Origin of the sequence: Pseudomonas saudiphocaensis (genome assembly GCF_000756775.1) — a bacterium.
GTDB lineage: Bacteria > Pseudomonadota > Gammaproteobacteria > Pseudomonadales > Pseudomonadaceae > Stutzerimonas > Stutzerimonas saudiphocaensis.
In genome coordinates this window covers 3,199,304-3,212,452 of sequence record NZ_CCSF01000001.1, presented here as the reverse complement: position 1 = coordinate 3,212,452, position 13,149 = coordinate 3,199,304, and the positions used below count along the sequence as shown (strand labels likewise).

At 61.6% G+C, this 13,149-nt stretch carries 9 protein-coding genes and 1 pseudogene; 7 read left to right on the top strand and 3 right to left on the bottom strand.

The features are described from left to right. Positions 1–19: 19 nt before the first annotated feature. Positions 20–2,641 (bottom strand): annotated as a pseudogene (locus BN1079_RS14930) (sensor domain-containing protein); the annotation flags it as partial. A 568-nt stretch (positions 2,642–3,209) separates the two neighbouring features. Between BN1079_RS14930 and ettA the strand changes: the two are divergent. The 5 genes from ettA (at position 3,210) to siaD (ending at position 8,817) form a co-directional block, all read left to right on the top strand. Continuing rightward, positions 3,210–4,877 carry an energy-dependent translational throttle protein EttA gene (ettA, locus tag BN1079_RS14925; protein ID WP_037025849.1) on the top strand — a complete coding sequence of 556 codons (1,668 nt, stop codon included), beginning with the start codon at positions 3,210–3,212 and terminating at the stop codon, positions 4,875–4,877. Positions 4,878–5,067: 190 nt separating this feature from the next. Continuing rightward, positions 5,068–7,059, top strand: a complete 1,992-nt coding sequence (gene siaA, locus BN1079_RS14920; protein ID WP_037025848.1) for a biofilm regulation protein phosphatase SiaA — start codon at positions 5,068–5,070, stop codon at positions 7,057–7,059. Positions 7,060–7,081: 22 nt separating this feature from the next. Continuing rightward, a complete protein-coding gene (gene siaB, locus BN1079_RS14915) occupies positions 7,082–7,624 on the top strand; it encodes a biofilm regulation protein kinase SiaB (RefSeq protein ID WP_037025846.1) in 543 nt (180 codons plus the stop codon). A 19-nt stretch (positions 7,625–7,643) separates the two neighbouring features. After that, entirely contained in the window at positions 7,644–8,021 is a 378-nt protein-coding gene (gene siaC, locus BN1079_RS14910) for a biofilm regulation phosphoprotein SiaC (protein WP_037025845.1), read from the top strand. Between the two features lie 10 nt (positions 8,022–8,031). After that, complete coding sequence (gene siaD / locus BN1079_RS14905; protein ID WP_037025843.1) at positions 8,032–8,817, top strand: biofilm regulation diguanylate cyclase SiaD; 786 nt, start codon at positions 8,032–8,034, stop codon at positions 8,815–8,817. Between the two features lie 55 nt (positions 8,818–8,872). Here the strand turns inward: siaD and BN1079_RS14900 are convergent, their stop codons facing one another. After that, positions 8,873–9,382 carry a gluconokinase gene (locus tag BN1079_RS14900; RefSeq protein ID WP_037025840.1) on the bottom strand — a complete coding sequence of 170 codons (510 nt, stop codon included), beginning with the start codon at positions 9,380–9,382 and terminating at the stop codon, positions 8,873–8,875. A 211-nt stretch (positions 9,383–9,593) separates the two neighbouring features. Between BN1079_RS14900 and gdhA the strand changes: the two genes are divergently transcribed. Continuing rightward, complete coding sequence (gene gdhA, locus BN1079_RS14895; RefSeq protein ID WP_037025837.1) at positions 9,594–10,934, top strand: NADP-specific glutamate dehydrogenase; 1,341 nt, start codon at positions 9,594–9,596, stop codon at positions 10,932–10,934. 193 nt (positions 10,935–11,127) lie between these two features. Here the strand turns inward: gdhA and BN1079_RS14890 are convergent, their stop codons facing one another. Further along, entirely contained in the window at positions 11,128–11,904 is a 777-nt protein-coding gene (locus BN1079_RS14890) for a ferredoxin--NADP reductase (RefSeq protein ID WP_037025834.1), read from the bottom strand. 102 nt (positions 11,905–12,006) lie between these two features. On the opposite strand from BN1079_RS14890, the gene BN1079_RS14885 reads away from it, so the two are divergent. Further along, positions 12,007–13,134 carry a methyltransferase gene (locus BN1079_RS14885; RefSeq protein ID WP_037025832.1) on the top strand — a complete coding sequence of 376 codons (1,128 nt, stop codon included), beginning with the start codon at positions 12,007–12,009 and terminating at the stop codon, positions 13,132–13,134. Positions 13,135–13,149: the final 15 nt, after the last annotated feature.

The window sequence follows — 13,149 nt, the reverse complement described above, 5'->3', positions numbered from 1 at the left end:
CATGAAGGCGCCTGCAAGCTCAGTCGCCGCGACCGCCAAGGCAGGCCTGCGCCAGCTGTTCGGCCGGCATCGGTCGCGCCAGGAAGAAGCCCTGCACTTCATCGCAACCATGCTCACGGAGAAAATCCAGCTGCTCCTGGGTTTCCACGCCCTCAGCGATCACGGACAGGCTCAGGCTGTGGGACATGGCGATGATGGCTCGGGTGATCTGCCCATCCTGCTCGGCTTGGGGCAGGCCATCGACGAAGCAGCGATCGATCTTCAACACATCGATGGGCAACTGCTTGAGGTAGTTCAGGGACGAATAGCCGGTGCCAAAATCATCGATGGCGATTGAGAGGCCCAAGCGCTTGAGTGAATCGAGCATCTCCATCGCTTCGCCGATGTCGCGCATCAGGATGCTCTCGGTCAGCTCCAATTCCAGAGAAGATGGCTCGATGCCCCTTGCCTGCAGGATAGCGGCAATCCGCTGGCCCAGCCGGCCATCGCTGAACTGCCGCGCCGAGAGGTTGACCGAAACTCTCGGCACCCTCAGGCCGGCTGCCTGCCACTCGGCCATCTGCCGGCAGGCTTCATCCAATACCCAGTCGCCGACTTCCACGACCAACCCCAGCTCTTCCAGCGCCGGGATAAAGTCAGCCGGGGATACCAGTCCACGCGACGGATGCCACCAACGCAACAAGGCCTCGACGCCGGTCAGGGTCATGCCGTCTGCCAGGTATTGCGGCTGGTAATGCAGCAGGAACTGGCGCTCTTCGAGGGCGTGCCGCAGATCGCTCTCCAGTTCCAGGCGCTCCAGGGCACTGGCGTTCATTTCGGCCTGATAGAACTGGAAGTTGTTCTTGCCGCGCTCCTTGGCGTGGTACATCGCGGTGTCGGCGTTCTTCATCAGCTGGCTCATGTCTTCGCCATCCTGCGGGCTGAGGGCGATGCCGATGCTCGCGGTGACGAAGAATTCACGGCCTGACAGGACGAACGGCTCGCTAAGGCTCTCCAGAATGCGTTCGGCCACGTGCATCGCCCGTGACAGCGCCTCGTCGCGTCCGCCCTCGGGCTGCAGCAGCAAGGTGAACTCGTCACCGCCCATGCGCGCTACCGTATCGGCCTCATCCACACAGGACTCCAGGCGTACGGCCACGTCGCGGAGCATCCGATCACCGGCGGCGTGGCCGAGGGAATCGTTGATCGGCTTGAAGCGATCAAGATCGAGAAACATCAGCACGATCCAGCTGCTGTGCCGCGCCGCCATCTGTAGGCTGCTATGGAGCCGGTCCTGAAACAGCGCTCGGTTGGGCAGTTGGGTCAGACTGTCGTAATAGGCCAGCCGATGGATACGGTTTTCGCTGGCCTTGCGCTCGCTCATGTCGCTGAAGAAACAGACATAGCTGACCAGCTCATCCTCGTCGTCCCGCACTGCCGTGATACCGAGCCAGCACGGCTGCGCGTCACTATTGCGGTGTTTGATCCAGAACTCACCCTCCCAACTGCCGCTCTGGCCGATCTGGCCGAGGATGAAGCCCATCCGATTGCTCTGCTGAATATCAGCGCCGAGGATCGTCGCGAACTCGCCCAACACCTCGTCCTGGCCGTAGCCGGTGATGCGGCTGAACGCCGAGTTGACCTGAACGATCCGCCCCTCTGGATCAGTCACCAGAATCGCCGCCGTGGAATGCTCGAATACAGTCGCGGCGCGGCGCAGCTCCTTTTCCGCCTGGCGCTGATCGCTGATGTCACGACCGATACACAGCGCACCATCGAAACGCTTGTGCTCGTCAAGGATCAGCATGACGCGCAGCTCGATGGCAACCAGCCGGCCATCGGCAGTGCGGCAGTCGAAATACAGCGTCTCGCCGTGCAGGTTCTGCCCCAGCTCTGCCAGCGCACGGGTATCGAAGGAGGCCTTGCGCACCCGCCGCATCAGGTCATAGAAACGCTCCGCCTGGCGCGGTTCGATGACCAACTGATCCAGGCCATGCTCCAGCGCCCACTCCGGGCTGTAGCCAAACACGGTCTCCACTGCGGGGCTGACGTAATTGATGCGCACCGCACTGTCGGTGCTGAAGATCACGTCACGCAGGCTGCTGGTGAGCATCCGATAGCGACGTTCGCTCTCGCGCAGTGAATGGCTGCGTTCGATATTGCCGGTGACATCCCGGGCAACGCCGATCACGCGCTGGACCCGCCCATGTTCATCACGCGAGAGCACGCGTTCGACGATGTTGAACCAGTGCCAGCTGCCGTCACGGTGGCGCCAGCGCAGCAGGGATTCTCGCTCGGCACCATCCGATAGCGCGCCACGCAATGCCAGCAGACGCCATACGTACTCGACGTCGTCCGGGTGGCAGATTCGCTGCCAGAAGGCATTGGCATCGGGCCCGCGCTCCTCCGCGCTGTAGCCCAGCCGGGCGGCCAGGTTGCCATTGCTGAACAGCATCTGGCCGCTCGGCAGATCCTGCACATAAAGGGTGTCGGGGACGGCTTGCAGCACTTCGGACCAGAAACGCTCGCGCTCGGCCAGGGCAGTCTGCGCCTGTTTCTCCCGGGTAACGTCACGTAGCACCCAGACGAAGCCCGACGCCTGCTGTTCCCCCTCTTGACGCAAGGCCCGACGAGTCAGGGTAAACAGACGCCACTCGCCGCCCTGCAACAACCGCATGATTTCCAGACACAGGTCGGCTTCGACATTGGAGGTGTCGAGTGCCTGGGCATCCAGGCCTGGCAGGAGCTCCTGCAGAAGGTAGGCCGAGGCGTCCGCGTTGCACAGGCCGAACATCGTTTCGGCACCACTGTTGAGAAAGCGCAGGCGCCCATGGAAATCGCTGATCAGAATGCGCTCATCAATCGCCTGGAGGGCAACCGCAGAATAACGTAGCAGCTGACAGCGCTCGGTTATCCGACGCGGCAGCAACAGGCGGGCCGACGCCCGTAAGACCCTGACGAAGAAAGGAGTCAGGCGGGCCGGCTGTAAACGCCGGGATTCGATGGAAGACAAGCGGAGCGGACCTTTTTCAATAGTAAGCCGTCAAGTTGTCATTAACATGGCGTCAAGTTTCTAGAATACGCATCTTAAGGCAAAGTGCCAGCATCATTTGAAGTGCTCTCGTTTGCCCTGTCTGGAGCATTCCGGTAGCTTTGCTCAATTGCTTTGACCCGCTCCCTCCAGCGGGATTCGTCCTATTTCCACTTCTTCGTCACGGGCACTCGTCTCCATGGCTCAATACGTCTACACCATGCATCGGCTGAGCAAAGTCGTTCCGCCGAAACGTGAAATTCTCAAGAACATCTCCTTGTCGTTCTTTCCCGGCGCCAAGATCGGCGTGCTGGGCCTCAACGGCGCGGGCAAGTCCACCCTGCTGAGGATCATGGCCGGGGTCGATACCGAGTTCGATGGCGAGGCGCGCGCCATGCCGGGTCTGAACGTCGGTTACCTGCCGCAGGAACCCCAGCTCGACCCGAGCAAGACCGTGCGTGAGATCGTCGAAGAGGCGGTCAGCGTGATCAAGGATGCCCAGGCGCGTCTGGATGAGGTCTACGCCGCCTATGCCGAGCCGGACGCCGATTTCGACGCGCTGGCCGCCGAGCAGGCCAAGCTCGAAGCCATCCTGCAGAGCAGCGACGGCCATAATCTGGAGCGCCAGCTGGAAGTCGCCGCCGATGCCCTGCGCCTGCCGCCATGGGAAGCGAAGATCGAACATCTGTCCGGTGGCGAGAAGCGCCGCGTGGCGCTCTGCCGCCTGCTGCTGTCGGCACCCGATATGTTGCTGCTGGACGAACCAACCAACCACCTGGACGCCGACTCGGTCGCCTGGCTGGAGCGTTTCCTCCACGACTTCCCCGGCACCGTGGTGGCCATCACCCACGACCGCTACTTCCTCGACAACGTCGCCGGCTGGATTCTCGAACTCGACCGCGGCCAGGGCATTCCCTACGAGGGCAACTACTCCGGCTGGCTGGAAGCCAAGTCCGCGCGTCTGGCGCAGGAGTCCAAACAGCAATCGGCCCATGAAAAGGCCATGAAGGAAGAGCTGGAGTGGGTGCGCAAGGGCGCCAAGGCCCGCCAGGCCAAGTCCAAGGCCCGTCTTGCTCGTTTCGAGGAAATGCAGTCCCAGGAATTCCAGAAGCGCGCCGAAACCAACGAGATCTACATTCCCGCCGGTCCGCGCCTGGGCGACAAGGTCATCGAATTCAAGAACGTGCGCAAAGGCTATGGCGACCGCGTCCTGATCGACGATCTCTCGTTCAGCATGCCCAAGGGCGCAATCGTTGGCGTGATCGGTGGCAACGGCGCGGGCAAATCGACGCTGTTCCGCATGATCATGGGCAAGGAACAACCGGACTCGGGCAGCATCGAGATTGGCGAAACCGTACAGCTGGCCTGTGTGGATCAGGGCCGTGAGGACCTGGACGGTAGCAAGACCGTTTGGGAAGCGGTGTCAGGCGGCCTGGACATGATCCGCATCGGCAACTATGAAGTGCCTTCGCGCACCTATGTGGGTCGCTTCAACTTCAAAGGCGGTGATCAGCAGAAGTTCGTCAAGGACCTCTCGGGCGGTGAGCGCGGTCGCCTGCATCTGGCGCTGACGCTCAAGGAAGGCGCCAACGTGCTGCTGCTCGACGAACCGTCCAACGACCTTGACGTCGAGACTCTGCGTTCATTGGAAGAGGCGCTGCTGGACTTCCCCGGCGCTGCCATCGTGATCTCCCACGACCGCTGGTTCCTCGACCGAGTGGCTACTCACATCCTCTCTTACGAGGACGACGGCAGCGTGGTGTTCTTCGAAGGCAACTACACCGAGTACGAAGCCGACCGCAAGAAGCGCCTGGGCGATGCTGCTTCGCAGCCACACCGGGTCAAGTACAAGAAACTCGCGCAGTAACAACCGCAACGAAGCCGCCAACCTGGCGGCTTCGTCGTATATGGATGACCACTTTGCCACCAGCGAGAAAAAGCACTCACCCCGAGTCGTTCGGCGGATGGCAAAGCGCTCGAATTTCTGGATAATCAGCCGATTCACTTAGCCCAACGACCGCAACGGACGCAGCTCATCCGAGCGAAGGGAAACTCGCATGGCCGCACTAGGATTGCGTGGCAAATCGCTATTGGCGCTGTTGGTGACCTGCCTACTTGCACTCTCCATTGCAGGGGTTATTGGTCATCAGGTTCTCGACGGCATGCAGAACCGTTTCGGCGAGGCCTATGCGCGCAATCTGGTCCAGCTCAACCGTGAACGCATATTCGCCCCGGTCTCCCGCGAACTGGCTCTGGCGCAACGACTGGCCGGCTCCCAGCTAACCCTGGCCTGGCTGCAGGACGAACAGAACTCCCAGCAGCGCGAGTTGTTCTTCCGCGAAGCCACAGGCTTCCAGCAATCCTTCGGCGGCCAGCTTTATTTCGCCGCCTCCGCACAAAGCAACGGCTACTATGCCAACGGCCCCGATCAGCCTCTGAGCCAGTCGCCACGCTATACCCTGGAACCTGCCAACCCTCGTGACGAGTGGTTCTATCAGGCGCTCGCATCCAATACTCCCTATCAGTTCAACGTCGACCGCTCCGCCCTGACCGGCGACCTGAAAATCTGGTTCAACGTCCCCGTACGTGACGGTGAGCGTACTTTGGGCCTGGTAGGTTCCGGTATTGACCTGGGGGCCTTCGTCGATGAACTCATCGCCTCGGACAGAGCCGGTACGGAATCCATGGTGCTTGATGCCCACGGATCGATTCTGGTGCATCCCAATCAGAACCTGGTGACACTCAACGCCGACACGTCGCGCGGCCGCTCGTTGGCGACCAACCTGCTTGGCCTGCTGGACGACATGAACGACGCCAAGGCGCTGCGCCAGACCATGGCCAGTAGCCGCGAGGCGTCTGGCGAGGTTGTCACCCTCGCGGTCAACCTCGACGGCCATCCGCGCCTGTTGGCCCTCAGCTGGATTCCCGAACTGCAGTGGTTCGTAGCCACCACGGTAGACCTGGGCACGGCCGAGGTGGTGGAAATTCGCCCACTGCTACCGGCTATCGGCCTGCTTCTTATGCTGATGCTGGGCATGATCGCTGCGGCCGCCTGGCTGGTGGAGAAACGCGTCCTCAAACCCCTGCGACACCTGCGCATCAGCGCCCAGGCGCTGGCAGCCGGGCAGCACGGCATCCCTCTGCCAAGCAACCGTGATGACGAAATCGGTGAGCTCAGCGCGGCCTTCGAGGCCATGGCCAAGCAGGTCCGTCGGCATACCGCCGAGCTCGAAGATCGCGTCCAGGAGCGCACCCGCGAGCTTGAGCAAGCCAACCGCGAAATGATCGCTGCGCACAAGAAAATCGATGACTCCATCGATTACGCCAGCCTGATCCAGAGCGCCATCCTGCCCGACCGCCAGCTGGCGGAGGCCATGGGCGACAACCTGGCTGTGCTCTGGCGGCCGCGCGACGTGGTGGGCGGCGACTTCTACCTATACCGCGCAAACGAGCAAGGCCGTCTGTTTGGCATCGTCGACTGCGCCGGACACGGCGTACCCGGAGCCCTGATGACCATGCTGGCCCATGCTGCCATCGATCAGGCCCTCGACACGGTCGGGCTCGATGATCCGGCGCAGGTACTGACCCGCACCGACGCCATCATCCGCGGCATGCTGCACGAGGAAGAGCTGGCCCACGGCCTGGCCACCAACCTGGATCTGGGCCTGGCGTTTGTCGATACAGAGCAGCGCAAGGTGATCTACGCCGGCGCCAAGATCGCCCTGTATTACTGCGACGGCGACGAAGTGCGGGAAGTGCGCGCTGCTCGTCGCGCCATCGCTGACAAGCGCCCGGGCGAGTACCACAACAGCGAAATCGAGCTATTACCCAAACGTACCTTCTACATGACCACCGACGGCTTCCTTGACCAAGCCGGTGGTGAACATGGCTACGGCTTCGGCAACAGCCGCTTTGCCGAAATGATCCGCCAGAATGCTCAGTTGAGACCGCCCGCACAGCGCGAGGCATTCAGCGCCGAACTTGCCGCTTACCAAGGTGACAAACCCCAGCGCGACGACATTACAATGCTGTGTTTCCGGTTCGATTGAGCGACCTCGCACGGAGTGATACATGGAATCCATCGACCTGTTCGCCATGCGCGATCGCTACAACCAGCAGCAGATCCTGCTCTGCTTCAACGGCCCGATTTCGCGCAGCCTTATCGAGGAGATCGGTAATGCCCTGCGCAATTACATGCAGGCTGAGCACGCCCACCCCTCGTCGGCCATGGACGTCTTTGCCGCCTACATCGAAATGACCCAGAACATTCGCCACTACACCCGCGAAAAGAACTGGACCGATCAGCAGGCCGGCGCGACCGTGGTGGTTTCCCGTGACGAACAGGGTCGCTACGTGGTTTCGGCGGGCAACCTGATCGAAGCGGCTGACGGTGCCACGCTGCTGGCGGCCATCGACCAGCTGGCCAAGCTGGACAAGGCCGAACTCAAGGCCATGTACAAGGAGCAGCTGCGCAAGCCTCGCGACGAGCACGTCATTTCCGGCGCGGGCCTTGGGCTGATCGACATCGCCCGCAAATCCAGTGAACCCTTGCGCGCCTCCCTGCAGCCCGTGGGCAATGGGCTTTGTTTCGTCAGCCTCAGGGCAGTCATCTGAATTCGTGAGCACGTTATACATGAACGATTTTTCACTTCCAGGCAGCCAGTCCACCCCCGCTATCCAGTCCGACTGGGCTGCCGGCAGCATCTCGATGCAGGGCGACTCCTACCCCGAAAACTCCTTCGAGCTGTTCCATCCGGTATTCGACTGGATCGAGCGCTTCCTGGCCGAAGCCGAGCGTCCGCTCAGCCTCGAACTGCGTCTGCTGTACCTCAACACCAGCAGCATCAAGGCGATGATGGAAATCTTCGACCTGCTTGAAGGCGCGCACCAGCAGGGGAAAAACGTTGCAGTCAATTGGTACTACGACCGCCAGAACGAGCGCGTGGTCGAGCTTGCCGAAGAGTTCAAGGAAGACTGCACCTTTCCCTTTTCCATCCTCAGCCACAACTAGCGGAACCGATATGCGTGGGCCAACCCCGCTGGAACTACAGATCAGCACGATCCTCTCTGGTGCCGAACATGAGGGCCACCCGCTTAAAGAAGCGCTGGGCCAGCTGTGGAATGTTCATCAGGAGCTGATCGAGCGCCTCGAACGCATTGCGCGGGTCTCCGACGGCTATCAGAGCCTCGCCCGCGAACGCGAGCTCTCCCTATCCGCACGGTTCGAGAAGCAGTTGCGCCAGGTGGAAAAGATTGCGCGAATCTCCGACCGTTACCAGAGCATGATGCAGGACCTCAATATCGCCCTGCGTGAGGCCTCGACCCATGACGCACTGACTGGTATCGCCAACCGCCGGCTGCTGACCGAACGCCTGCGTGAAGAGATGGAGCGCGCCAGACGCTACAACCGCCCGCTGTCCATCGCCATGCTGGATATCGATCGTTTCAAGTTGATCAACGACGGTCATGGCCACGCTGTGGGCGACAGCGTACTGGTGGAAGTGGTGCGTGTGATGGAAGCTGAAATTCGCGAACAGGACCTCTGCGGTCGCTGGGGTGGCGAGGAGTTTCTCATCCTGATGCCGGAAAGCTCCCTTGATTCCGCCGCACAGGTCATGCAGCGCCTGAGCGCCAACATTGCCTCGCTGGTGATCCGCGTGAACGATGAGCAACTGGCTGTCACCGCCAGCGTGGGCGTTGCGCAACTGCAAGCCGATGAGACCTACTCCAGCACCATCAACCGTGCCGATGCAGCCTTGATGCGCGCCAAACGAGCGGGCCGGAATCGCTGCGTGCGGGCCGAGTAACCTGGGCGAGGCCGAATGAATCCGGCCTCGTCCATGTCATGCGGTACTCGCCGCCTTACTTATTCTCCGCTTTGCGTGCCTCCAGCGCCTGAACGATCCGCTCGACAATCTCATCCGGCGTCAGGCGAATATCCACCGCCAGCGCCTCATCGGCAGTGGGCGGCTCCAGCACGGCCAACTGGTCATTCAGCAGTGCAGGATCGAAGAAGTGCCCACGACGGCTGGCGACTCGTTTGGCCAAGACTTCAGCCGGGCCGTGGAGAAACACCATCATCACATCTGCGACATTTCCGCACAGCTGATCGCGATAGCGCCGCTTGAGTGCCGAACAGGCAAATACGTGATCGGCACCCTGGCGAGCCCGCTCGACGATGGCCGCATGCATTGCCGCAAGCCATGGCTCACGATCGGCGTCGGTGAGTGCGATACCCTGAGCCATCTTGGCCTTGTTGGATGCCCCGTGATACTGGTCAGCGTCCGAAAAACCGCATTCCAGGCGGGCTGCAAGCCGTTCGCCAATGGTGGTCTTCCCGCTTCCAGAAACGCCCATGACGACAACAATCATTTGCTCTGCTCCAGTCGCTAACAGGGGCAGCAAAGCACTGCCGCCTCCGTTTTTATCGAAGTATCAAAAAAGGCAGCCCGCATTCGCTCGGAGACGCAAAGTGGCATCTTCCGACCAGCGCGCACTTTCGCCGGGCAAACCTTGTTTGCTAAAGTCGCCGGCCAAAAATTTTTAATGACTGCCTAATGGGCTGTATCCGAGGGCCATTCAGATGATCGAAACAGTTGATGCCTTTCTCGCCCGGTTGAGGCAACGCGACCCCCATCAACCCGAATTCCATCAGGCCGTGGAAGAAGTCGTTCGCAGCCTCTGGCCATTCCTCGAAGCCAACCCGCGCTATATGCAGGCAGGCATCATCGAACGTATGGTCGAGCCGGAGCGCGCCATCATGTTCCGCGTACCCTGGGTTGATGACCAGGGCCGCGTACAGGTCAACCGCGGTTACCGCATCCAGATGAACAGCGCCATCGGCCCCTACAAAGGCGGCCTGCGCTTCCACCCTTCGGTCAACGTCGGCGTACTCAAGTTCCTTGCCTTCGAGCAGGTTTTCAAGAATTCCCTGACTTCGCTGCCCATGGGCGGCGGCAAAGGCGGCTCGGATTTCAACCCCAAGGGCAAGAGCGACAACGAAGTGATGCGCTTCTGCCAGTCGTTCATGAGCGAGCTGTATCGCCACATCGGCGCCGACCTCGACGTACCCGCGGGCGACATTGGTGTCGGTGGCCGCGAAATCGGTTTCCTCTTTGGCCAGTACAAGCGCCTGTCCAACCAGTTCACCTCAGTGCTCACCGGTAAGGGCCTGGCCTACGGCGGCAGCCTGATTCGCCCGGAAGCCACCGGCTATGGCTGCGTGTACTTCGCTCAGGAAATGCTCAAGAGCACCCGCAGCAGCTTCGAAGGCAAGCGCGTCTCCATCTCCGGCTCCGGCAACGTCGCGCAATACGCTGCGCAGAAAGTCATTGAGCTGGGCGGTCTGGTGGTTTCGGTATCCGATTCCGGCGGCACCCTGCACTTCCCCGACGGGATGACCGAGGAGCAGTGGGAATACCTGATGGATCTGAAGAACGTCCGTCGCGGTCGCCTGGAGGAAATGGGTGCGCACTTCGGCGTGACCTATATGCCTGACCAGCGCCCCTGGAGCCTGCCCTGCGACATCGCGCTGCCCTGCGCCACCCAGAACGAACTGGACGGTGACGATGCCCGCACGCTGCTCAAGAATGGCTGCTTCTGTGTGGCCGAAGGTGCCAACATGCCTTCCACGCTGGAAGCCGTGGACCTGTTCCTCGAAGCCGGCATTCTCTATGCACCGGGCAAAGCATCCAACGCGGGCGGCGTAGCCTGCTCGGGTCTGGAAATGAGCCAGAACTCCATGCGCCTGCATTGGACCGCAGGCGAAGTGGACACCAAGCTGCACAGCATCATGCAGTCCATCCACCATGCCTGCGTCGCCTACGGCGAAGAGGAAGACGGACGCATCAACTACGTCAAAGGCGCCAACATCGCCGGCTTCGTCAAGGTTGCCGATGCCATGCTGGCTCAGGGCGTGGTGTAAGCAGCGACGCGCATCAAGCCAGGCGCTGCAGGAAAGCCCCCTTCCGAGCCATCGGATGGGGGCTTTTTGTTGGCCGCGAATAGGCAGCTCGTAGGGTGGAAAACTCGCAAGCGATTTTCCACACGTAGGACAGAGTCCTTAAAGATCGCGGCGCCGCTTTCCGCGTGGATGGCTTCGGCCTTCCACCCTACGTCTACCAGTAGTTTTCTACCGCCACTTGGCCCGGTTTGCGAGTCAGCGCCAGGTTGAGGTCACGGGCCTTGAGCACCTGCCGGGTGTCCTCGATCATCTGCGGGTTGCCGCAGAGCATGATGCGGGAGTGCTCGGGCGTCAGTTTCAGACCGGCGGCACGCTCCAACTCACCGTTTTCTATCAGCCGGGTGATGCGCCCGTTCAGCGCACCGGGCACCTGTTCCCGTGTTACCACCGGCAAGTAGGTCAGCTTGTGCCCCAGCCCCTCCAGGTACTCGCGCTGCGGCAGCTCGGCGATCAGTGACTGGTAGGCCAACTCGCGTGCCTCGCGCACGCTGTAGACCAGGATAATCCGCTCGAAACGCTCCCATGCCTCGAAGCCCTGCAGGATCGACAGGAACGGCGCCAGCCCCGTGCCGGTGGCCAGCAGCCAGAGATCACGCCCGTCAGGAAAGCGATCCAGCGTGAGAAAGCCGAAGGCCTGCTTGTCGATCAGCAGCTCGTCACCCACCTTGAGACGGCTCAGCTCGCTGGTGAACTCGCCATCGGGCACCACAATGGAAAAGAAATCGAGAAACTCGTCATGGGGTGCCGAAACCATCGAATAGGCACGCCAGACAATCGAACCGCTAGGCTTGCGTACCCCCAGTCGCGCGAACTGACCGGCAGTGAAACGAAAGCCCGGATCGCGCGTGGTGCGCAGGGTGAACAGCGTCGGCGTCAGGGTCTGGACCTCGAGCAGACGTTGGCGGGTGAACTTCTCTTCGCTGGCAGTCATACTTCACTCCCTCTGCAAACACAGCCGGACCAAGTCACAAGCCGTCCGACCTCAATATTCATTGATACTCCAATCCGCCGCTGACAAACACCGCCAGTTCCTATGCCTATTCTTGAAACGCCGTTTGCCCGCCTCGACCTGATACGACAACCGGAGCAGGCCAACGAGCCACTGCAGGCCTTCGATGCCGCCGACGAGTACCTGCTTGGCCACCTGTACGACCAGGGCCTACCGGCAAATGCTCGGGTGCTGATACTCAACGACAGCTTCGGCGCGCTGGCCTGTTCGCTGGCCGGTCACGCAACGGTGATCAGCAGCGGCGACTCGCACCTGGCCCATCTTGCGCTGACCAAGAACCTGCAGCGCAATGAGCTGTGGGAAGGCGACGTAAGCTTTATCCCGGCATCCGAGGTGGCCGGCGGCCCCTTCGATGTGGTGCTGATCCGCGTGCCCAAGACCCTGGCATTGCTGGAGGAACAATTGATTCGCCTTCACGGGCAGTTAGCATCTGGCGCCCGAGTGATCGCCGCCGCGATGATCAAGCACTTGCCACGGGCGGCCGGCGACCTGCTGGAAAAATACATCGGCCCGGTACAGGCCTCGCTGGCGGTCAAAAAGGCACGCCTTCTGCTGGCCACACCGGTGGACAAACCCGCACCCACCTCACCCTATCCGACCCGCTATCGCCTGGACGGGCCAAGCCTGGAGCTGCTCAACCACGCCAACCTGTTCTGCCGCGAAGGCCTGGACATCGGCACCCGCGCTTTTCTGCCGCATCTGCCCAAGGCTCTGGGCGACCTCCGCGTGGCCGATCTTGGCTGCGGCAACGGCGTACTCGGCATCGTCTATGCGCTGAGCAATCCCCAGGCGCGACTGACTTTGGTGGACGAGAGCTACATGGCCGTGCAGTCGGCGCAGCAGAACTGGCGCGCGGTCCATGGCGACCGTCAGGCCGACATCCGCGCCGGCGACGGCTTGGCCGAGCAGCCCGCAGGGTCGCTGGATCTCGTCCTGTGCAACCCGCCGTTCCACCAACAGCAGGTAGTGGGCGACTTTCTCGCCTGGCGCATGTTCACCCAGGCCAAAACCGCCCTGAGCAAGGGCGGCGAGCTGTGGATCGTCGGCAACCGCCACCTGGGCTACCACCTCAAGCTCAAGCGGCTGTTCGGCAAGGCCGAGCAGGTCGCGGCGACGCCCAAGTTCGTCATCCTTCGGGCGATCAAGAGCTAGCGGCTACGTAGGGTG

What these genes read in the sequence shown, in the direction of transcription:
- ettA (WP_037025849.1), top strand. Translation starts at nt 3,210, where the DNA reads ATGGCTCAATACGTCTACACCATGCATCGGCTGAGCAAAGTCGTTCCG.
- siaA (WP_037025848.1), top strand. Translation starts at nt 5,068, where the DNA reads ATGGCCGCACTAGGATTGCGTGGCAAATCGCTATTGGCGCTGTTGGTG.
- siaB (WP_037025846.1), top strand. Translation starts at nt 7,082, where the DNA reads ATGGAATCCATCGACCTGTTCGCCATGCGCGATCGCTACAACCAGCAG.
- siaC (WP_037025845.1), top strand. Translation starts at nt 7,644, where the DNA reads ATGAACGATTTTTCACTTCCAGGCAGCCAGTCCACCCCCGCTATCCAG.
- siaD (WP_037025843.1), top strand. Translation starts at nt 8,032, where the DNA reads ATGCGTGGGCCAACCCCGCTGGAACTACAGATCAGCACGATCCTCTCT.
- BN1079_RS14900 (WP_037025840.1), bottom strand. Translation starts at nt 9,382, where the DNA reads ATGATTGTTGTCGTCATGGGCGTTTCTGGAAGCGGGAAGACCACCATT.
- gdhA (WP_037025837.1), top strand. Translation starts at nt 9,594, where the DNA reads ATGATCGAAACAGTTGATGCCTTTCTCGCCCGGTTGAGGCAACGCGAC.
- BN1079_RS14890 (WP_037025834.1), bottom strand. Translation starts at nt 11,904, where the DNA reads ATGACTGCCAGCGAAGAGAAGTTCACCCGCCAACGTCTGCTCGAGGTC.
- BN1079_RS14885 (WP_037025832.1), top strand. Translation starts at nt 12,007, where the DNA reads ATGCCTATTCTTGAAACGCCGTTTGCCCGCCTCGACCTGATACGACAA.